General features: G+C 67.6%; 11 protein-coding genes. 2 read left to right on the forward strand and 9 right to left on the reverse strand.

All coding sequences use genetic code 11. From position 1 onward, the window contains the following. Positions 1-193 precede the first annotated feature (193 nt). Positions 194-3,265: an autotransporter outer membrane beta-barrel domain-containing protein gene (locus AC6CIE_RS14130; RefSeq protein ID WP_498092526.1), complete on the forward strand. Its 3,072-nt coding sequence runs from the start codon at positions 194-196 to the stop codon at positions 3,263-3,265. Between the two features lie 114 nt (positions 3,266-3,379). On the opposite strand, the gene AC6CIE_RS14135 is transcribed toward AC6CIE_RS14130, so the two are convergent. Continuing rightward, complete coding sequence (locus tag AC6CIE_RS14135; RefSeq protein WP_498092528.1) at positions 3,380-4,360, reverse strand: MerR family transcriptional regulator; 981 nt, start codon at positions 4,358-4,360, stop codon at positions 3,380-3,382. Positions 4,361-4,408: 48 nt separating this feature from the next. Then, complete coding sequence (locus AC6CIE_RS14140; RefSeq protein WP_263597313.1) at positions 4,409-4,534, reverse strand: hypothetical protein; 126 nt, start codon at positions 4,532-4,534, stop codon at positions 4,409-4,411. Here AC6CIE_RS14140 and AC6CIE_RS14145 point away from each other — a divergent pair. Then, positions 4,533-4,988, forward strand: a complete 456-nt coding sequence (locus tag AC6CIE_RS14145; protein WP_498092530.1) for a fasciclin domain-containing protein — start codon at positions 4,533-4,535, stop codon at positions 4,986-4,988. The two genes, AC6CIE_RS14140 and AC6CIE_RS14145, sit on opposite strands and share 2 nt — an antisense overlap. Positions 4,989-5,100: 112 nt before the next feature. Here the strand turns inward: AC6CIE_RS14145 and AC6CIE_RS14150 are convergent, their stop codons facing one another. From AC6CIE_RS14150 to AC6CIE_RS14180, 7 genes are all read right to left on the reverse strand, one after another. After that, the gene (locus AC6CIE_RS14150) at positions 5,101-5,535 is read right to left on the reverse strand and encodes a DUF454 family protein (RefSeq protein ID WP_495602406.1); all 435 of its coding nucleotides are present in this window, start codon (positions 5,533-5,535) and stop codon (positions 5,101-5,103) included. After that, positions 5,532-6,125: a biliverdin-producing heme oxygenase gene (locus AC6CIE_RS14155; RefSeq protein WP_452003767.1), complete on the reverse strand. Its 594-nt coding sequence runs from the start codon at positions 6,123-6,125 to the stop codon at positions 5,532-5,534. Before AC6CIE_RS14155 ends, AC6CIE_RS14150 begins: the two co-directional genes overlap by 4 nt. Positions 6,126-6,307: 182 nt before the next feature. Beyond that, entirely contained in the window at positions 6,308-8,482 is a 2,175-nt protein-coding gene (locus tag AC6CIE_RS14160; RefSeq protein WP_498092532.1) for an efflux RND transporter periplasmic adaptor subunit, read from the reverse strand. Next, positions 8,467-9,825, reverse strand: a complete 1,359-nt coding sequence (locus AC6CIE_RS14165; RefSeq protein WP_498092534.1) for an efflux RND transporter periplasmic adaptor subunit — start codon at positions 9,823-9,825, stop codon at positions 8,467-8,469. The genes AC6CIE_RS14160 and AC6CIE_RS14165 overlap by 16 nt, the downstream gene beginning before the upstream one ends. Next, positions 9,822-10,631 carry an efflux RND transporter periplasmic adaptor subunit gene (locus AC6CIE_RS14170; protein ID WP_498092536.1) on the reverse strand — a complete coding sequence of 270 codons (810 nt, stop codon included), beginning with the start codon at positions 10,629-10,631 and terminating at the stop codon, positions 9,822-9,824. The genes AC6CIE_RS14165 and AC6CIE_RS14170 overlap by 4 nt, the downstream gene beginning before the upstream one ends. A 1-nt stretch (position 10,632) precedes the next feature. Then, positions 10,633-12,360: a TolC family protein gene (locus AC6CIE_RS14175; protein WP_498092538.1), complete on the reverse strand. Its 1,728-nt coding sequence runs from the start codon at positions 12,358-12,360 to the stop codon at positions 10,633-10,635. Positions 12,361-12,368: 8 nt separating this feature from the next. Then, positions 12,369-22,496 (reverse strand): putative Ig domain-containing protein, encoded by a 10,128-nt coding sequence (locus AC6CIE_RS14180; protein ID WP_498092540.1) that lies wholly within the window; start codon positions 22,494-22,496, stop codon positions 12,369-12,371. Positions 22,497-22,510 lie beyond the last annotated feature (14 nt).

The following is a 22,510-nucleotide window of genomic DNA, read 5'->3' on the forward strand; positions in this document are numbered from 1 at the left end:
TAGACCTATTTTGATAATTAACGGGATATCACCCCGTTTATTAACGGGGACGTAAAAAGAACCGTTATACAGTGCCTCCTTTTTTCGAGAGCTGACCCTAAATTCACGCCGGCTGCATTATTACTTGCCGATACTTTTTAAACATATCGGCAATGTGTGAAAGGAAGCTCGATTAATCCGGAGGATTGAAGTTTTGGCATACGGCACAAAGAAGTGGCTGACGGCGACGCTCGCCCTGAGCGCGTCCTATGTGGGGAACGTCACCGCTGCGGACCTGACCATCGGGTCGGGTAATACGCAGGTGTTTGACGGGTCGGCCAACTTTCCCGGCGGCATTGATGTCAACGGCGGCACGGCGGTTATCGGCGGCAATGGCGGCGGTGCGGGCGTGGCGATCGGCGGCAACGTCAATGCCATGTCGAACGGCACGGTAGCGGGTTTCGGGTCGATTGGTGGCGACTTGAACGTGACGGGAGATTCCCGCGTTGCGCCGGGATACTGGGTGGACACGCCGACGGGCGTCTCCAACGGCAATCTCGTGGTGAACGGCAATCTGTCGATCAACAACGGCGTCTTTGATTTCGAAACCGGCTACGCCGGACTGCCCATCACGCAACCCGGCACGGGCGACAACATCAAGGTGGGCGGCAACGTTGCCCTGAACAACGCGACGCTGAACGTGAAGGTCAGCACGCACGGGGTCAACGCGGGCTTTTACCGCATCATGTCGTACGGCGGCACGTTGAGTGGCGGCCTGACGCTGGGCACGGTCTCCGGCGACTCGGCGCCGGCCGCGACGATCCAGACGTTGACGGGCGACAAGCACATCAACCTGGTCCTGGGTCCCAGCACCACCAATCTGTGGAACGGCAATGGCGCGGCCTCCGCGGCCACTGCGGGCGGCGGCAGCGGCACGTGGACCGCGGCGAGCGGCAACTGGAGCAGCCCGACCAACGCCACGGGCGCCCTGCCCAGCGGCGGCTACGCGATCTTCACGGGCGCGGCGGGCACGGTCACCGTGGACGGCAGCGCCGGTCCGGTGCGTGCGTCGGGCTTGCAGTTCGCCACCGACCGCTATCGCCTGCAAGGCGCGCCGATCACGCTGGCGGGCACGGGCGGCAACCCGCCCGTGATCGTCGTCGGCGACGGCACGTATGCGGCCGGCCAGTTCGTCGACATCATCGACAACCCGCTGCAAGGCACGGAAGGTTTTGTGAAGACGGGCGTTGGCTCGATCATCCTGAACGGCGACAGCAGCAACCTGACCGGCCCCATCTTCATCGCCGACGGCGCGCTGGAGATCAACGGCAAGCTGAACGGCCCGATGGACATCGGCCGCGAAGTGGTGCTGGCAGGTGTCGGCCAGGTCGGCAGCACGACGCTGTACCCCACGGCTGTGATTTCGCCGGGTAACGACGGCACGCCGATGGGCACGCTGACGGTCAACGGCAATCTCAACTTCGGCCAGGACACGATCTATCGCGTCCACGCCGATCCGACCAGCACGCTGAGCGACCGCATCCATGTGACCGGCGTGGCAACGCTGGACGGCACGGTCGCGCATGTGGGGCCCAATGGCAACTACGCGCCGCGCACGACGTACAACATCCTGACCGCGGACGGCGGCATTCAAGGCCGGTTCACGGGCGTGTCGAGCAACTACGCGTTCCTGACGCCGTCGCTCAGCTATGACGCGAAGAATGCTTTCATGACGCTCTCGCGTAACGACGTGCCGATCGGCAGCGTGGGCGGTTCGGAGAACGAAACGAACGTGGGCGGTGCGCTGGATCAGGAAGCGCCGCCTGCGAGCGGCAATGGGTCGGCCTCGGCGGGCAATGGTTCCGCATCGACGGGCAATGGCTCGGCGTCGGCGGGCGACGGCTCTGCATCGGCGGGCAACGGATCCGCATCGGCGGGCAATGGCTCCGCATCGACGGGCAACGGATCCGCATCGACGGGCGATGGCTCGGCGTCGACGGGCAACGGTTCCGCATCGGCGGGCAACGGCTCGGCGTCGACGGGCAACGGCTCGGCATCGACGGGCAACGGTTCCGCAACGACGGGCAGTGGCTCGGCGGCGACAGGCACCGGCAACGGCAATGAATCCGCCCCGGTCGTCACCACGCCCGTCACGCCCAGCGCCGACTCGTCGCTGATCGCCAGCGGCAATGGCGCAGGCAAGACGACGGGTGCAAGCCAGGTGACGGCGGCCGTGCTGGCCATGTCTCCGGCGCAAGCGCGCGCGGCCCTGAAGCAACTGTCCGGCGAAGCGTACGCCAGCACCGGCAGCGTGCTGCAGGCCCAGGGCGACGCGGTGACCACCCTGCCGCTGTCGCATCTGCGCGGCAACCTCGACGCGCCGATGCGCGCGGGCCGGCCGACGGCGCAGCTGGGCGCGTCGTCATCCGACGCCTTGCCGCAAAGCGGCGCATCGCCGATCTGGGCGCAGGCCTTCGGCAACTGGAGCACCTTCCGTGGCGACGGCAATGCATCCACCGTGCATCAGTCCGCGGGCGGTCTCTTTGTCGGCGGCGACGGCGACGTGGGCGGCGGTTGGCGTCTGGGCGGCGCGGTCGGGTACACCGGCAGCCACAACTCGATCTCCGACGTGTCGTCGCGCATGAGCGTGGACAGCTACACGGCCACGGTCTTCGGCGGCAAGAATTTCGAAGCCGGTCCCGGACATGTGCGCTTCATGGTGGGCGCGGCCTACACCTGGCACGAGATCGATTCCAAGCGCAATATTGCGGCCGGCAGCCTGAACCAGCGCCTCGAGTCGTCGTATAACGCGTCGTCGACGCAGGTGTTCACGGAACTGGGCTACAAGCTGCCGCTGGGCGACGCCTACGCCATCGAACCCTTTGCCGGCGTGGCATGGAACCAGGTCCGCACGCGCGATTTCCAGGAAACGGGCGGCAGCGCGGCCCTGCGCGGCGAGGGCAGCAAGGACGATGTGACGAGCACCACGCTGGGCTTGCGCGGCGCCATGCTGATCGGCACGGATGACGCGCCGGGCCGCCTGACGGCAACGGTGGGCTGGCGCCATGCGATGGGCGATGTCAAACCCACGCAGAAGCTGGCTTTCGAGGGCGGCAGCACCTTCACGGTGTCGGGCGTTCCCATTGCGCAGAACGCGGCCGTGCTGGGCCTGGGCGCAGAAGTGGCGATCACGCGCAACACGACGGCTGGCGTGGCGTACGACGCGCAGTTTGGCGGCGGCAACCGCCAGCAGTCGGGCATGTTCAAGCTGATGACGCGCTTCTAAGGCGCAGGGAGCGCGGCCGGTTCAATGCCGATGCCTGAACGGCAACGGGCTTGAATCCGGGCTCGTTCCTTTGCACGCGCCACGCGCTGAGGGCAGGGTCGTACGGCCCTGCCCTCAGCGCGTTTTCTTTTGGGTTTCCGTCTTCGGCATTCCGGCGGGCAACGGCAGCCCTTCGGCTCTGGCCAGGCGTTCCATCGCAACTTCCAGGATGGCGCGTGCCTGCCCGGCTGCGCGTCCGAGTTCGCTGTGCAGTTGCGCGTCGTCTTCGTTGCGGGACGCGCACTGGACGCTGTAGCGTTCAAAGCTGCCCACCATCAGCAACAGGTCGGCCAGGTGCTTCGGGCATTCGCAGGCAAGGCCGCTACCGGACGCCATGATGGTCAGGAGCGCATGTTCGTCAAAGCGCAGCTCCAGCGTCGGATGCTGTGGCGCGGTCGGCAGCCGCTCGCCCGCCAGCGCGGACCGGCACAACTGCAGCAGCTCGCCGGTGTCGGCGGGAACGCGGGCGGCCAGGCAGCCGTGCGCGCGCAACGCGCGGATGGTCGCGCTGGCGCAGAACCGGTACAGCACCACGACGGCCGCTTGGCCGCATGCTTGCGCAGCGGCCACGATCAGCGGCAAGGCGCTCTCGTGCAGTTCGGACTGTTCGATCACCAGTACCTCGACGCCGGTGTCCTGCGGCGTGAGCGCGACCTGTTCAAGGTGGGGCCAGCTATGTTGGACGATCACGTCCAGTCCGTCGCGTCCGCTGCCGGCAATGCGCCGCGCCAGGTTGGCGCCGACCACGCCCAGCCTCAACGGTCCGTGCGCCTTGGGCTGGTGCGCGGCGGTGCCCGCCAGTTCCTGCAACTGATCCACGGACATGGGTGCAAGCACGCCGATGGCGTGACCTTGATCGACCAGCTGCTTGAGCAGGCTGAGCCGGCGGACCTGCTCGGCGGAATAGAGCCGCTGGCCACGCGCCGAGCGTTCCGCGCCCGACAGGTTGTAGCGGCGTTCCCAGACGCGCAGGGTTTCGGGCGACAGTCCCGCCAGCCGCGCCGCCACGCCGCTGCGGTAGGTGATGCGGCCGTCATCCGGTTGCTTGGATTCCATGGTTTCAGTTGACCCGATATTGAACCGATAAGTTTGAATAATAGCGGTTCAAAACATGGACGAGAAGCCGTCTGACGCGTAAATTTTCTCCTCAAGCGGTTCACTTTCGATCTCAACGCCGCTTTGCGCAAACCCCGCTTTTCGCGGATGTTCACGGGACAAGGAGTCAATCATGAAACGTCTTCTGGCAGGTATTTCGCTCACCCTGGCGCTGGGCACGGCGCAGGCCGCCGACATCGTCGACACCGCCAAATCCGCGGGGTCGTTCAACACCCTGGTGACCGCCGTGCAGGCCGCCGGATTGGTGGACACGCTGAAGGGACCGGGTCCGTTCACCGTGTTTGCGCCGACCGATGAGGCTTTCGCCAAGGTGCCGAAGGACGAGCTCGACGCGCTGTTGAAGGACAAGGCGGCGCTGACCAAGGTCCTGACCTATCACGTCGTGCCGGGCAAGGTCGTGGCCAAGGACGTGAAGGCAGGCCAGGTGAAGACCGTTCAAGGCAGCCCGCTGACGGTGACGGTCAATGGCGGGACGGTCATGGTGGATAACGCCAAGGTCGTGAAGACGGACGTGGTGGCGGATAACGGCGTCATCCACGTCATCGACACCGTGCTGATGCCGAAGTAATTGGGCTGCAACGAAAGGGCTGCAATGCGCGGCCTGCGATGCGCAGGCTGCAACGATGTCGGCCTTGGTAGGCCACCGTGACGGTGCGTGGCCTACCTTTTTTGCTTTCGAGTTACGACCGTTGCGCCTGCTGGCACGCAGGGACGGTAGCCGATGCGCGGGCTTGTTCGCCCGGCGGCTCGGGCCTTTGCCATATCCACACCAGCACCGCCACCATCGTCAGGCACAGCGGCCAGACGACCCACGGATGGGGGATGGTCTGCGTCATCACGACCATACAGACCGTCATCGACACCGTGGCCATGACCTTGGCGCGGCGCGTGACCATGCGGCCGTTGTGCCAGTTGTGCAGCATCGGGCCGAACCAGCGATGCTCATGCAGCCAGCGGTGCAGGCGGGGCGAGCTGCGTGCGGCGGCCCAGGAGGCCAGCAGGACGAATTCGGTGCTGGGCAGGCCGGGGATGAAGACCCCGGCGACGGCCACTGCGATGCTGACGATAGCGAGCGCCAGATACAGCGCCCGCACCCACGGTTTGCGTGGCGTCATGCGCCGAGTTCGAAGTGCCGTTCGAGCAATGCGCCGAAGCGGTCATAGGCCGCGTTGGCGCCGGCGATGACGGCGTCGTGCGTCGCGGGGTCGAGCGTATCGCTGTCCAGCGAGGCGACGAAGCGGCGCCACACGGTGGCGCGGCCATCCGGGTAGGCGGCAAGGTTGCGCGCACCGAAGTCGGCGGACAGGCCCAGGTCGGATTGCGCCTGCTTGAAGAGGAAGGCGGCGCCCAGCGTGGAGCCTTCGGACACGTACAGCCAGCCCAGCGCTTCGGGCATGGTCACGCCAATGCTGGCAATGCCGTCCTCGGGGGCGGCGGCGCCCAGATCGCGCAGGTCGGCGAGCGAGGCGTCTTCGCGGCCGCGTGCTTCCAGGTCAGGCACCGCCTGCTTGACGGCGTCGTCCTGGAACAGGAATTCGACGTCGCGCTGGAATAGATATTGCGCGGCGACGAAGCGGGCATACGCATCGCGGCTTGCGAACGGCGCGCCGCGCTCCATGAGCTGGTGCATGCGTTCGTGCTGCGCCGCGGTTTCGTGTTTCAGGCGCTGCGACAGCGAGGGACGTTCGAGGGTTTCGGTGGTCATCGTCGGTGTGGGTGATGGGTGAAGGCGATCCATCGATGATGGATGATGATGAGTCTTATTATTTCGTACGACTTGCCGAATGACACGTTAAAGATGCTTAAGAAACGTGTCCGTGCGAGCGATGCCGTACACGGTTGCGTGTAAAGGATGGCGTTGGAAATTCGGCGGTCGAAGCATGTCCCTCAAAAGCCGGTTTCGCGCACCAGCAGCGCGGCGACGCGGCGCCACGTGCGCAACAGCAGGCTTTCGGCGTCGCCTTCGATGATGGCCGTGCCGCGCATGGCCTGCAGGCGCGGCATGGCGGCGTTCGACGTATCCGCCGGGCGCAGAATCACGCGATACACCGCGCGTTCCGGCACTAGGCCCTGCGATTCGGGATCGGGGCGCGCTTCGCCGCGCGGCGCCTGCGTCGCGGGCACGGCGCCGCCGTGCGTAGAGCTGAGTTCGGGCGCGGCGGCCAGGCGTCGCGTCGCAGTGGCTGCGATGTCGGACACAACCAGCGCGACGGCGGGCTCGCCGGGATCTTCGGACAGAAAGCGCGCGTGGCCGCCCGCTCGCAGCCGGTGCAGATCGTCTTCGGACGCATAGGCTTGCACGACCGCCTTTGACGGGTCGGCCAGCGACGCCAGCCATTCGCCTTCGGCAATCCACTCTCCCGCTGCGAGGGGCTCGGCCAGTTCCGCGACGATGCCGTCGAACGGCGCGCGGATGGTGAGCTGCTGGCGTTGGCGCGACAGCACGTCGAGGCGTTCGCGCGCCGCCTGCAGTTCGCCGGCGGCAACGGGCACGGCGGCGGCGGTGTCGCGGGTCATCGCCTGGAACGACTGCTGCCATTGCAGCACCTGGATGCGGCGCGTCAGCGAGTCGATCTCGTGGGTCATGTCGGGCGCGTCCAGCACGAAGAGCGTCGCGCCGGCGCTGACCGTTTGTCCGGCGTGCACGTCGATGCGCTGAATGCGGGCGCCTGCGGGCGCGACGATGCGGGCCTGCTGCGCGGCGTGCATCAGCGCGGGGGCCTCGATGCGCGTGCGCCACGGCACCACGGCGGCAAGCACGCCGACGAGCGCGACGCCGGCGGTGATGCGGCTGCGCCGGTTCCAACCGCCGCCGGGACGGCTGGTCAGACGGTCGCGCCACGCGCGCAGTTCGGTGTAGATGGGCTTGAGCACGAACGCCACGATCTCGATGGCGAACAGCACGATGCCCAGCATTTTGAAAGCCATGTGATACACCAGCAGGGCGATGCCCAGGAACAGAAAGAAGCGGTAGATCCAGACGCAGAAGGCGTAGGTGATGAGCGTGCGTTCGCGCCAGGGCGCGAAGACTTCGGGGCGCTCGTCGCCAAGTCCGAACAGCCATTCGCGCAGCTTCCATCGGGCCAGCGCGAAGGAACGATTCTGCAGGTTGGGCACGTTCAGCGCGTCGGTCAGCAAAAAATACCCGTCAAAGCGCATCAGCGGATTGAGGTTGACGGCCAGCGTCAGCAGCCAGGTGGTCGTTGCCAGCGTGAACGCGGCGCTGCGCAGCACACCGTCGGGCAGGAAGCTCCACGCCAGCGTCGCCCACGCGGCCAGCGCCGTTTCGGCCAGCATGCCGGCGGCCCCGATCGACATGCGTTTGCGGCGGCTGGACAGCCGCCAGGCGCCCGAACTGTCGGTGTACAGCACCGGCCACATCACCATGAACGCCACGCCCATGGTGGCGACGCGGCAGCCGTGATGCTTGGCCGCGTAGGCGTGACCGAGTTCGTGCAGCACCTTGGCCGCGCCCAGCGTGACGGCGGCCGCCAGTGCGCCTTCCAGGGTGAAGAAGTGCAGGAACGTGTGGAGAAACTGATCCCACTGGCGCGCCGCAAGAAACAGGCCGAGTACGCCGGCGGCCACCGTCAACCGCAGGAAGGCGCGCGACAGAAACAGGCGCCGCACGGCGGGCAGCGTGCGGGTCAGGAACGCGTCGGGCCGGACCAGCGGAATGCGGAAGAACAGGTACTGGTGGATCAGGCTTTTCAACCAGTGGCTGTTGCGGCGCGCATCGGCCTCCTTGGCGTAGCGGGCAATCGCGTCCGGGCCGCGCAGTTGCACGAGGCTGTTGTGCTGCAGGAACTTTGCAAAGTCCTCGACGTCGTCCGCGCTGAGCTTCAACGTGGTTTCACTGGCCGCCGCACCCGCAATCGCGTCGGCGCTGCCCAGCCGCCAGCGCGCCAGCATCTCCGCTTCCGCCCAGCCGATCTGAAAGAACAGGCCGCGGCCGGGGTCCTCCAGCGTCCAGGCGGGCGAACCGTCGTGGTTGGGGGGCGCGCGATGCAGCAGCAGCTCTTCGCGCAGCGCGGGCAGCGCGCCGCTTACAGTCCCAGCCATACGCGCAGCGTCGCCAGGGGTTTGCGCAGCAGGTAGCCGTAGAGCGGCGTGGATTCGCCGTACAGCTTGGCGGTGCCTTTCAGGCCGACGCGCGGCTGCGTGGCGAGCGCGTCGTCGGTGAGGCGTGCGCGCACGCGATAGGCCATGGCGCCTTCGGCAGTGGGCGCGGCGCGGTATCCCACCCGCAGCAGCGTGGCGGGCAAGGGATCGGCGGGGGCGGTGTTCAGGAAGAGCCGGATCGGCGCTTCGGCCGGCAGCGCAATCGCGTCGCCCACGGGCAAGTGGATTTCCAGCTCGACGTCCGCCGGGTCGGCCACCATCATGATGCGTTCGCCCAGTGCCACGGGCTTGCCGATCCAGTCGGCGGGGTCGTCGAACAGCACGATGCCGTCGCGCTCGGCGCGTAGCTGCGTGCGCGCCACCGCCTTGGCATAGAAGTCCACATCGCTCGCGGCCTGCGCGCGCTTGCCTTGCGCCAGCGCCAACGTGGCCTTGCTGCGGTCATCGACCAGCGCCTGCTGCTGGTTCTGCCGCAGCTCGGCGTCGGCCACGGCCAGCGCCTGGCGTGCGCTTTCCAGCCGACCTTCCAGGTCGCGCACATCCAGCGCGGCCAGCAGTTGTCCTTTCTCGACGGTCTGGTTGGGCGTGACGGCGATCTGGTCGACGACGCCCTGCAGTGGCGCGCGCACGGCCATGGGCGCGCGCGCGACGACCTCGGCCGGCGCAAGCACGGATTGGCGAACCGGCACGAACATCAGCGCGATGACGGCCGCGCCCAGCGCCAGCCACCAGCGCGTGCGGCGTTCGCCATGGCGCAGGCGGCCCCACCAGCCGGCCGCGCGGCCCGTGCGCTGCGTGGGCGCCAACGCGCGCCAGGCGTGCGCGTAGGCGTCCGCCAGCAGACCCAGCACGGCAATCTCCGCGCCCGTCCACGGCGTATCGCGCCACAGGGCAAGCAGACCATCGCTTGCCGTCGCGTCGCCCATAGGCAGGCGCAGCAGCAGGCCGTGGCGCGGCAGATGCTCCGCCCACATCGCGTGCTCGTCGGGCGTCGCGGCAAAGGGGCCGCTTGCGCCCTCGCGCGCGCGGCTTGCCAGCAGGCTGGCCAGCCATACGGTAAAGGGGGCGTTCGGGTCCGGCACCGCCAGGCCTGACAGTGCGGAGATGACGCCGTCGCCACCGGCGCCCGGCAGCCACAGCGCCGCCTGACGATACGCCGCCAGCGCGTGCGTGTCGTTGACCATCAGGAATGCCAGCGCCTGCGTGTCCACGCAGGCCCGCGCGCGCTTTTCCAGCTGAAGCAGCGCGGCCAGCAGGTCTTCTCGCGATGCGTTGTCTTTCACGGCGTTCCCGAGGCGGGAACATCCACGCGCACGCTGCCGCTCATGCCGGGCAGCAGTTCGGCGGCCGTGTTCTGCGCGTCGGCGAGGCGGCCAATGATCTTGACCGACTGGCTGACCGGGTCCACGGCGCCCGCGATGTGCGAGACCGAGGCCTCGTACGTGCGCCCCGTCTCGTCGACGGTGACGCGCAGCGGCGAACCGGGCTTGAGCCACGCCAGCCAGCGCGAAGGCACGATCGCTTCCAGTTCGAAGGCGGAGTCGTCGTAGATGCTGACGAGCTTCTCGCCTTCGGCCACGCTTTCCGATGCGCGCGCATAGGTTTCGCCGACCCGGCCCGCGAACGGGGCGGCAATGACGCAGCGATCCACGAGTACCCTTTCGGCATTGCTTTCGGCACGGGCGACGGCGACCGCCGCGCGCGCCTGTTCGACGTCGGATCGGCTGATGGAGCGCAGCGCCTCCAGCTGCTCGGCCACCGCCTGCTTCTTGCGCGCGGCCGATTCGGCCAGTACGGCGCGTTCCAGCCGGGCGCGGTTCAGGGCGCAGTCATAGGCGACAAGCACGTCGCCCTTCTTGAAGCGGTCGCCTTCCCGAAACGGCAGGGTTTCGATCTTGCCGGACAGGCTGCTGGAAATCACCGCGCGCCGCGCGGCCACGAGTTGGGCGCGGGCCGTGTCGGCGGCGGCCGGGGCGGTCATGGGGACGAGCGGCGGCGTCTGGGCATGGACGGCCGCGGACGCGGCAACGCCCGCTGCCAGCAGCAGGCGCGCGCCGTGCCGCAATACGGAGGCTTGCAAAATCGGCATGTCAGCGTGCTTTCACCGATGGGTTGTCCGCGCTGCCGGCGCTGGCGACGGAACCGACGCTGCTCCACAGATTGCCGGAGACGGTGCGCAGTGCGGGCGGCGCGGCGGGTTCGGTCACGGACGCAACGGGGTCGATCACGGGTGTCGCGATGGCCTGTCCGTTCGTGTCGATGGCCTGCGGCGCCACGGCCAGGCGCGGAATGTCGACGTGGCCGCGTTCGATCTGCTGGTTGGTTTCGGCGATGTCGCGCGCCAGGCTGGCCAGGCTTTCATCGGAGATGCGTTCGGGCAGGGGATCGATCCCGGCGGCCTGGTAGATCGTGTTCTGCGCGTTGACGAGTTCGGCATAGCTCAGGTCGCGGGCACGCGTGGCGAGCAGGGTCTCGACCTTTGCGCGCACCACTTCCAGATGCGTCTCGGCGCTGCTGCGCGCGGCGTTCTCGGTCTGCACCTGAATCGCGTCCTGCAAACGGCTCAGTTCATTGGCGCGGCGGAAGGCGGTTTCCGCGCGTTGGCGTTCCAGCCAGGCGATATGGACCTGGCTCAGCACGGTCATGCGCAAGGCCTGGCGGCGCAGTTCGGCCACCTGTTCACGCGACTCGCCGGCGCGGGTGATCGACGACCACGACAGCACGCTGAGCAGGTTCCAGCTCACCTGCATGCCGGCGTCCGCCCAGCTGTTGTTGACCAGGTACTTGTTGCTGTCGTAGTTCAGGCCGCCAAAGAGCGACGCGTTGGGCAAGAGGCGCAGCAGCGACATGCGCGTTTCCAGCACGGCGTTGCGCGCGAGGTAGCTTTCTTCGCGCAGCTCCGGGCGGCGGACCATTGCCAGGGCTTCGAGGTCCTGCAGTTCGTAGGCGAGCACGGGCGGCGCCATGGTGGCGGCGTCCGGCGTGGCCAGCTGGAAGTCCGCGCTGGGCGGCAGGTTCATCAGCGTGGCGAGGCGCGCCTTGGCCTGCGCCAGTTCGTTGTCCAGCGCCTCGGTCTGGCGCACCATGTTCAGCAGATCGCGCTGGTAGCGCAGCGCCAGGATGGGCGCGACCAGACGCTTCTGCTCGGTCTGGCGCGCGTATTCCAGCGTCTGGCGCGCTTCGGCTAGCGTCGAGGACACGCGGTCCTTCAGGCGTTCCGCGGTCACGGCGTTCCAGTACGCCGTGCGCGTCTGCCGGATGATGTCGGCCACGACGCGGCGGCGGCGCTCTTCGGCCGCCAGCGCTTTGTTGCCTTGCGCCTTGGCGCCGAAGTAGCTCAGGCCGAAGTCCAGCACGTTCCACGTCAGTTGCAGGTCGGTCGTGTGCGTGTCGCGTTCCTGGCTGGTGGACGGCACCAGCGATTGCGTGCCGGTGGCCAGCGACTCGCTGGACGAACCGTAATCATTGTTGCGGGCGCGCATGCCGGCGCGGGCGGTCAGCTTGGGCAGCATGCCCTGCTTTTGCACGTCGGTCAGGTCGTCTTCCAGCGCACGCTCCATCAGGGCCAGGCGCTGCTGCAGGTTGTATTTGACGGCGCGGGCGATGGCCTCGTCCAGCGTGATCGGGCCCGTCACCGGTTCCTGCTGCGCGAACATGGCGCCGCGGTCGGCCTGGTCGAGTTGCAGCAGGTCCTGCGTGCTCAGCTTCTCGGGCGGCGTGACGGCGCAACCGGCGAGAACGGCCGTGGCGAGCACGGTCAGGGCGAAGCGGCGGGCGCGATGTGTCATGGGCGTGGCGGAATCAAAGGTAGGAGTCATGTCTGGAATCAGCTTGCTGCATTGATGGTGATGGCCTGCCGGGCGCCGGCGGCCGTGTCGGAGGCGCCGCCCGCGGCGCCGTCGTCCAGGGAAGCGAGAAACTGCCGCGCCGCATCCAACACGTCGTGCGCGGCGCTGTGGCGAAGCTGCTGGGTCAGCGCGGGCTTGTCGGCGGCGAGGGTGTCGTCACGTGTGGCAACGGCATCGGCGCCGTGCCACGCGCCCACGCGCTCGGCGGAGATGGTGACCGGAATGGCGCGGGATTCACCGCTGGCCGCGCGCACCACGAGTTGCAGCGATAGCGTCTGGGCGTCGGCAAGTCCCGGCGCCACGATGAGGCCGCGCGCCGCATCGAGCCGCACGCCCGGCGGCAGATCGGAGCCGTCTGCCATGCGCAACGCCAGCGAGGCGATGGGACCGCTGCTGCGGATCAGGCCGCGCGGCAAGGCGTAGGTCTGCCGGTTGCCCGCCACGTCGGCGCGCCAGAGGCCCGTAATCGCGGCGCTGGAGAACGAGAGCCCGGGTGCGTCGGGGCTGGCCAGGACCACGAGCGGCGAACGGACGCCGCCGTCCGCATCCAGCGTGAACGGGCGTGCCGCGTCGGCGTCACGGCGTTCCAGCGAATCTGCCAGCAGTTCGTCGAGCAGCGCCGTCGATGTCCATTGCGGCGGCGTCGACAGGCCGTCGCGGATGGGAACGCTGAACGCATCGACCGATGGTGCGGGAATACCGCCGAGCGCCTGGCGCAGCGAGCGGAACGCGTCGTCCCGCGTGTCGTCGGCAGTCGTGTCGGAGGCAAACACCGGGTCGCGCTGCCACGTGCTCAGATCCGGCGGCGGCACGTCGGCGGGGTTGCCGGGATTCGGGTTGGCGTTGGGGTCGGGCTGCGTGCCCGGATCCGTGCCGGGATTGGACCCAGGATCCGTGCCAGGATTCGTCCCCGGGTTCGGCTCGGTCTGCGCGGTGGCGACCGTCAGCGTGATGATGCGCGAGACGCTGGCGCCCGACGTGTCGGTGGCGCTCACGACCACGGCAACGCTGCCTTCGGCTGTCGCAGTCCCTCGGATGGTCAGGGTCGCCGGATCGAAGGTCAGTCCTTCCGGCAGGCCGTCAATCCGCCACGTGAGCGCATCGCCGTCGGCGTCGGTGAAGAGCCCGGCGGGGAACGTGTATGCGTAGGGCTCGCCCACCTGGACGACACCCGGTGTCAGTGCGATCCCGCTGTCGACGGGCGCGGTGTTCGGCGGCTCGACGGCTTCGAAGATCACGTCACGCGACACGAATGCGCCTTCCGGATCCGTCACGGTGACGACGACCGTGTATTGCCCCGTCGCGGCAAGCACGCCGGAGATCGTGCGGGTGGCCGGATCGAAGGTCAGCCCCGCAGGCAGGCCGCTGACGCTCCACGTCAGCTTGCCGCCTTCCGGATCACTGAAAAGCGTTTCCGGCAGGGTCACTGTGTAATCGCGTCCGGCCAGCGCGGTCTCGGGCGTGTACGGGTCGGCGCCCGCGACCGGCGCCTGATTGGGCAGGCGGACGGTCACGTCCACGTCATAGCCCGCGCTGGCGATGTCGCCGTCGTTGAGCGTGATGGTGACGCTGCGCGTGCCAGGCGTGTCGTCGGTGCTGGCGTAGGTCACACGGTGCAGCAGCGCATTGGCCTGCGCGCGGTCGACGGGCCCGGTGAAACGCAGCGTCGCGTTGTCGCCAGTCTGCGTCAGCGTGGCGATGGTCTGGCCGTTGAACGAGATGACGTCCCCGGCGAGCGTGTAGCCGTCGCCGGCCAGGAAGCCGAAGCGGTCGCCGGCTTGTCCGCTGAAGGTGACGCTGGCGCCTTGATAGTTGTTCGCCGCATCCAGTTCGGCGTCCGAGAGCGCAAGCGTCGGCGCGACCGGCACGCCGTCGCCGTCGATGATGTAGACGGGCTGCGGGGCCGGCGGGGCGTTCAGGACGTCCAGTTCGTTGCCCACCACGATCACGCCGCCATCGGCCGACACCGCAATCTGACCGGCCCCGGCCAGCCCGCTCTGCGAGCTGATCAGATTGAGCGTTGCCGTGGCGTAGTAGTTGAGCGTGCCGTCGGCCAGGGTCACGAACAGCGCCTTGCCATCCGCGGACAGTGCGATGCTCTCCACCGTCTGGCTGCCGGTGAGCGTGCCCAGATGCGTCAGCGCGCCGGTCGCCGCGTTCAGGCGGAAGGCATCGATGGCCTGGGGGTTCTCGTGCACTTCATACCCGCCGGTCCAGCCGTTGAACGAGGACGTGCGGCTGTTGGACACGAAGATCGTGCTGCCGTCGGCGCTGACGGCGATGTGCTGCAGGTTGGAGAACGAGACGGTCTGGCCGGCCGCGTCCGTGCCGCCGCCCTGGATGTGCGTCAGGACCGACAAGGCGCCGCTGCCGTCGCGGCGATAGACGATAAGCGTCGAACTCGAGCTGGTGTTGGTCACCACGAAGAGCAGGTCGCCGCGCACCGCGATGTCGGTGGGCTGCCACAGGAACGGCTCCGCGTTCATATCGCCGCTGATGGCGCCGATATATGTGAGCGCGCCGCTCTGCGCGTCGCGGTTGAAGTAGGCGATCCCGTAGCTGTTGATCAGATACAGGTTTTTGCCGTCTTCGGACAACGCAATGCCCTTCATGTCGTTCAGGCTGCCGCCATCCAGCTCGTAATTGCTGGTGATGGTGGCCTGGTGGGTCAGCGTGCCGTCGGCGCTCACGCCGAACACGCCAATGGCGTTGCCGTCCGCGCGCAGGGCGTACAGGCTCTTGCCGTCGGCCGAGCTCACCAACTCCTTGATGCCCGCAAGATTGCCGACGCCGGCGAACGTGCGCACGTAAGTCAGCGAGCCGGTGTCGCCGTCGCGGCTGAACACCGCGATGGCGCCCTTGCCGTCGGCCACGTAGACGCGCGCGCCATCGGCGGACACGACGCTGGCGGTGGGCTTTTCCAGGCCGGGAATCGTCGTCAGATCCTGCACGTGCGTCAGGTCGCCCAGCGACAGCACCGGATCGGCATCGACGACCGGCGCATCGTTGATGGCCGTGATGTTGATGGAGAAGTCCATTGCCGTCGACGCGAGGCCGCGCTGGTCGGTCAGCGTCACGCTGATGGCCACGCTGTCTACGGGCGCGTGGCTGCTGTTAGCGTAGGTGATCTGGCGCAGCGTGTTCTGCACGTCAGCCTTGGTGGGAATGGAACCGGCCTCGTCGCTGAAGCGGATCGTCAGCACGCCGTCGGCCTGCGACACCGCGCCGATCGCCACGCCGTCCTTTTTCAGGACGCCGTTTTCCAGCGTCAGGCCGTTGCCGGGCTCAAAGCCCAGTGCGTCTGTGGCGCTCTTGCCCGCGCCCAGCGTGATCGTCAAGACAGCGCCGTCGTAGTTGCCCGCGCCGCCGTTGAAGGCGTCCATCTGCGCATCGGCGACCACGCCATCGGGCGCGATCAGGATGGGATCGGCGCGCTCGGTGTAGGACACGTCGTTGCCGCCGGTCACCGCGGGCGGCGTGTTGGGGGCAGCCGGGCCGGTCAGCGTGACGGTCGCCGCCTCGTCCGCATCCGTCGAGCCATTGTCGCTGGACCACTCTTGAACGGTCAGGCTGATCGTGCGCGTGCCGCTCAGCGGGCTGGCGGCGTTGGAGTAGGCGAGGCTGTCGATGACCTGCGCGGCGCGTTCGCCCGACGAGTTCAGGTAAAGGGTCACGGTGGTGACGCCGTCGGCGATGGTCACCATGTACTGCAGGCCGGAGGCCGTGGTCTGCGGGCCGTTGGAGTCCTTGTCCAGACGGATCTTGCTGCCGTCCACGCCCAGGATGTCCTGTGCGTTGGCGGGGCTGATGGTGACGATGACGCGGGCCACGTTCTGGCCGGATTCCACGGTGTCGACCGTAGTGCCCTCGAAGAGCTTGACCGGTTCGCCTTCGGCCGGGAACGTGGGGTTGCGCGGCGTGGTGTCGATGATCGGCGCATTGTTGACGCCTTCCAGCTCGATCTCGGTCTGGAGTTCATCCTGATGGCCGTCGCCATCGTGCAGCGTGGTGCGCAGCACGATGGTCGCGCCGTCACGGGTGGGATCGTTGCTGGCATTGCTGTAGGCGATGCGGCGCAGCACGTTCTGCGCATCGGCCTTACTGATGGCGCCCGTGAACGTCAGCGTCAGCACGCCGTTGGTCTGCGAGAAGGTCGCGATGGCGACGTCGTTCAACAGAATCTGGCCACTGGCGGTGTCAAGGCGCAGGTTGTCGCCGTCGATAAAGCCGAAGCGGTCGTCGGCGTGCGCGCCGTCGGCGCGTTCAACCGAGATGCTGGCGCCCTTGTAATCGCCCTGTCCGTTGTTCAGTGCATCGAGCTGCGGATCGGACAGCGTGGCCGACGGCAGGATGGCCACAGGCGCTGTCCCTTCCGTGTAGTGCGCGGCGGCGGGCTTCAGGTCCAGCACCAGCACGCCGTCGTCGAACGAGAATTGGCCCGTCAGATAGAGCTTCGTGCCGTCTTCGCTAATCGTTGCGCTGCGGATCTCGCCGAAGCTCACGCCGTCGCCAAACGGGTCGCCATAGCCCGAGATCTCGCCGACGCGCACGGGCACACCGTCCGCGCCGCGGCTGTACACGCCGATCCGGTCGCTGGCGATCACGAACACGGCGGAGCCGTCTGGCGACACGACGATCTGCTTGACGTCTCCGGCCGGCAGCGTCGTGGCCAGCGCCGTGAGCCGGCCATCTGCGTCCACAGCAAGCGTATGCAGGCGATGCTGGTTGTCGTCGAAGTCGACCACGTAAAGCGTTTTGCCATCCGGCGAAACCGTCAGCGTCTGCGTGAAGTAGAACTGGTCCGCCGCGGCGGGGTCCTTGCCCTGAGCGGCCATGACGAACGCCGGGACGCCGCTGGGGTCCAGCGAGAAGACGCTCGCCAGCGTGCTGCCGCCGGACGTGCCCACGAAAAGGAAGCGGCCGTCGGCCGACAGCGTCAACGCATTGGCGCCGTCCAGTTGCAGGCCGGTGTCGCCCGCGTCGGTATAGGTATGGATCAGCGCGAGCGCGGCGCCGTCCTGCTGGAAGACCAGCAGGTTGTCGCCCGCCGTCGCGTAGACGAGGCCGCCAGTGGCGAGCACGTCGCGGATCATGCCGTATTCCGTGACGATGTCGGCACCAAAGGTGCCCTGCGCGGTAAGCATTCCCGTCGCCGCATCGCGGCTGAAGAGTACGACACCCTGGTTGGCGACGACGTAAAGCGATTTGCTGTCGGCCGACACGCGCAGATCCGCGGCGCCTGCCAGCGCGCCGACTTCACCGTTGCCGATGGCCTGCGCGATGCGCAGAGTGCCGTCCGCGCCGCGCTCAAGCACGTACAGCGTGTTGACCTCCAGGTCGGCCTGCGCGTCCATGTTCCACTCGGTGGTGGTGCGCAGCAGGTAGAACTTGCCGTCCACCTCGAAAACATCGAGCACGCCTTCCAGCGCAGTGGACGGCGCGCCGTCGGCAAGCTGGCTGATCAGTTCATTCAAGCCTACCGAATCGATGGGCGTGGTCAGCACCGGTGCTTCGAACTGCACGTTCACTTTGGCGACGACGTCCGGTTCGGCGGTGTCCTTGCCGCCGTTGTCGGTGCCGCCGCTGTCGCGCACGGCGGTCAGCGCAATGCTGCGCTCGCCCGTCGTCGGGGCGGCGGCATGGTTCGCATAGGCAATGCCGTCCACCAGCGCCGCCGCCTGATCGCCCGTCATGCCGGCGGCCGGCGTGATCGTGATGGTGGCCACGCCGTTGTCTATGGTGACGGTGTAGGCGTGGCCGGAGGTGGTCGTCCCGTTGCCCGCGACCAGCGCGATGGCGGCGCCGTCCACGGTCAGCGTTTCGCTGGCGCCGTTGGCCACGGGCGATACGGTGAGGGTCAGGCCGGCGATCGTTTGGCCATTCTCGACGGTCGAGATCGTGGTGCCGTCGAACAGGCCGACGGCGGATTCACCGGGGCTGTATTTGACGTCGGCCGGCGTAGAGACAACAACCGGCGCGTCGTTTACCTGCGCGACCGTCAGCGCCAGCGCGACGCTGTCGACACCGCTCGCGTACTGGTCGCGCACCTGCACCTTCAGGCGGATGGTAGCGCCGGGGTCCTTGCTGTCGTGCGTGTAGGTCACCTGCTGCAGCACGGCGTTGGCGGTGGCGGTGCTGACCTGGCCGGTGAAGGCGATGGTGAGGATGCCTCCGGCGCTGGTGAAGTCGGCGATCTTGGCGCCGTTCAAGCGGATCTCGGTGCCGGCCAGCGTGAGCCCGTTCGCGCCGTCAAAGCCGAAGTGGTCGTTGGTGTTCGCAGCGCCTTCGCGCCCGATTGTGATGGTGGCGCCGTTGTAGTCGCCCGCGCCCGAGGCCAGCGCGTCGTAGTCCGCGTCCCCGAACGTCAGCCCGGCCGCCGGTTTGACCGTCTGGCCTTCCGCATAGGCGCCCGTGAGCGCCTTCTCTATGTCGATGTGCCCCAGCCCGGCGGCGTTGTAGAAGCCGCCGACATACATCGACGATCCGTCCGGGGAAATGCCAAAGCGGAAGGCGCGATAGTTGCCCGAGGCGCCCTCATGGGCGATGGTCTTGACCAGGGTGGGCGCGCCGTCAGCGCCGATGCGGTAAACGTTCAGGGCGCCGGTCAGGCCGCCGGCATAGAGGGTCTTGCCGTCCGCCGACAGTTCAAGACCCCACATCTGGGCGCCCACGGACGAAACCTTCGTGACCGTCTTCGCGATCGGGTCGAAGCGCAGCGTCAGGATGCCATTGCTTCCCGCCGACACGTAGATGGTGTCCCCCGACACCGCGATGCTGCGCGCGAAGTTGCCGACGTCACCCGTATGCGTCACGAGTTGCGTGAGGCTGCCGTCGGGATTGGCGGCGTAGATGGTCAGGGTATTGGCGCCAGCGACGAACACGCGGCCCTGCGCGTCGGCCTCGATGGCAGACGCGGTGTTGAAGGGTTGGTTCTCGTACGTGCCGGAGGCCGTCAGTTCGCCGTTGGCGCCGATGCCGTAGGCGTACAGGGTGTTGCCGGCGATGCCGTACAGGTGGCCGTCCTGTGACGCGACAAGCTGCTTGACCTGCGTGCTGCCAAGCTCGGCGCTGTGGCCGCTGGCCGTGAGCGTGCCGTCAGCGTTGACGTTGAAGCCGGTCAGGAAATAGTTGCCGCCCTCGGCCTTCTGGCCGACGAGGTACACGTGTTTGCCGTCGGCCGAGTACACGGCCGACGCCGCGCTGAGCAGGCCCTGGATCTCGATGCCGTTGGCATCGTTGCCGTCGTTCACGGCGCCCTGCACAAAGCGCTGCACCAGCGTCAGTTCACCGGTGTTCGGATTGCGCGTGAAGACGCTGAGCGTGCTGTTGCCCGCGGGGGAAACCTGATGGTTGTTCGTCCCGTTGCCCAGCACGATGACGGTGTAGCCGTCGTCCGACACCTGAACGCTGTAGACGTACTGGTCGTAGCCGTTGATCCGGCCATCCGAGGTGTAGCTCAGATCGCTGCCGTCGATGTCGAACGCGGGCGCGCTGTTGGCGGCTTCGGCGGCCGAGACGACGCGCAGCGTCATCTTGTGGTCCGCGGTCAGGCCTGCCTTGTCCGTCACGCGTACGGTCAGGACGTAATCGCCCTGCGTGGTGGGCGTGCCGCTCAGCGTGCGCGTGGCCGCGTTGAACACGAGGCCTGCCGGCAGCGCTTCGACGATGCTCCAGGTGAGGGTGTCGCCGTAACGGCTGTCCGGATCGGTGAACATGTCCGCGCGCAGAGTGGCGGTAAAGCCGCCCTCTCCCGCGGTGACCTGCCCGAACGACGCCGGTGCGCTGCTGCTGACGACGGGCTCGCGATTGGGGGTCTGAACGACATCCAGGTTCAGATCGAGCGTCACGCTGGCGCCGTACGCATCGGTGACGGTGATGCGGATGGGATAAGCGCCGGCGACAAGTGCGGTGCCGGACAGGGTGCGGGTCTCGGGGTCGAAGCTGATGCCGGCGGGCAACCCGCTAACGCGCCAGGTCAACCGGTCGCCGTCCGCGTCGTTGAAGAGGTTCTCCGGCAGGACGAGCTGGTAGTCCTTCTCCGTGGTGACGGTCTCCGGCGTGTAGCCGTTGGCAACCCCGGCATCGATCTGCGGTCCCGTATTGCCGCGGAAGCTGATGGAGAGGGCTTCGCTGTTCAACGCGCCGTCGTTGGCCTGCACGGTCAGCGTGATGAACGTGCCGGCCGCGACGGCCGAATTGCCGTAGCTCACCTGTTGCAGCACCTGGTTCGCCACGGCGGTCGTGGCGTCGCCGGTGAAGCGCAGCGTCAGGGTGTCGCCATCGACGGTGTACGTGGCGATCTGGACGCCGCCGCGCAAGATGACGCCGTTGGTCATCGACAGCCCGTTGCCGCCCTCAAACCCGAACGCGCCGCCCGGCAGGGACGCCTTGATGGACACGCTGGCGCCGTTGTAGTTGCCGGCGCCGCCGTCCAGCAGATCGTAATTGCGGTCGGACAGGCTGACGCGGTCGCCGAGAACGGTGTCCTGGCCCAGCGTCAGCGATTGCAGTGTCGTGTAGCGGGTCAGGCCGTTGCCCGCCACCACCAGCGACATGCCGTCCTTGGACAGCGAGATGTCTGCGCCATTGGTCTTGCCTGCGGCGCTGCCCAGCAGCGTCAAGCCGCCGTCGCCGGACACGGCGTAGACACTGACGGTGCCGGCGGTGGTGGCGGCATACAGCAGCGTGCCGTCCGCGTTCAGCGTCAGGCTGCCGATGTTGTCGCTGGCGACCGTGCCCGCGCGCGTCAGCAGATTGTCGGCGCCAAGCCGGAAGACCGAGATGTTGCTGGCGCCCGGTTCGCCCACGAACAGCAGCTTGCCGTCGGCGGACATGCTGATTGCGTAGTCGACGGCGTCCTGGCCGGTCTTGTCCAGCAGGAGGCTGTCGACAAGATTCAGCACGCCATCCGCGTCACGTTGATAGATCTTGAGCGTGTGATTGGCGTTGATACCCGCGCCGCTGTGAATGACGGTGACGTAGCCGCCGGCCGTGGCAAGACTGGCGTTGCGCACGGCGTCCAGACGCTGGATCTGCGTGAGCGCGCCGGTTTCGGTGTCGCGGCTGTAGACGTGCGCCTCGCGGCCAAAGTTGTTCGACGCGTCCACGTAGAGCTGCGTGCCGTCTTCCGAGATCGCCAATCCGCCGGTGGACCCGCCGCCCACCGATCGCGTGGCCGCATGGCTCAACGTGCCGGTCGCATCGACACTGAACTGGATCAGGTTGCCGTTGCTGGAGATCGTGTAGACCGACTTGCCGTCGCCGCTGACCACCAGATGATTGACCGTGCCCAGGTCGGCCAACGTCAGGTCCTGCGTCTTGCTGAGCAGGCCCGAGGCCGCGTCTACGGCGAAGATGGACAGCGTGTTGTTGCTGCCCGCCGCGTAGACGAACCTGCCGTCGGCCGAATAGGCGACCTCGGTGGCGCCGGCCAGGCTGCCGGCGCCAAAGTGATCCGCTTCCTGCAGCAGGTCGCCTTTCACCTCGGGCGCCACGTTGATGCGGCTGTCGATGTCGATCGTCGCCGTGATGGCGGACAGGTCGGTCGTCTGGCCGCCCGCGTCGGATAGGCTCTTGAGCGAGACCGACACCTTGCCGCCGTCCACCGACTTGTCCAGGATCTGGTACGACATGCTGTCGATCAATGCCGCGACGCTGGCAGGCGCCGGATTGAACGCATCCAGTTGCAGGGTGATGGTGGTGGTGTTGCCGTTCACGGCGACGGTATAGACGTAGCCGTCGTCATCGGCGCGCGTCGTGCCGCTGCCGCCTTCGAGCGCAATGGTCTTGCCGTCGATCACCAGCGCCTGGTTCGCGCCGCTGCGGTCCACCGTGACGACCAGTTGCGTCAATTCGTCCGTGCCGCTCGTCTGCGCGTGCACGTCGACGCCGCTGAACAGATCGACCGGCGCAAAGGTGTCGCTGCTGTCGGTGACGACAACGGTCGCTTCGGTCGGCGTCGCGTCCACGCCGGGCGCCGTCTCGGTCGGCGGCACGGCCTGCGCGGCCACGTCCACCGCCGTCGTCACGGCGGCGGCATCAAGCAGGAAGCGGGGTTCCAGGGCCAATGCCTGGCGGCGGAGCGTGGGGATTCGGCGGGAAGTCATGGAAGTCCTGGAAC

The sequence above is a fragment of the Achromobacter sp. GQ309 genome (assembly GCF_059759315.1).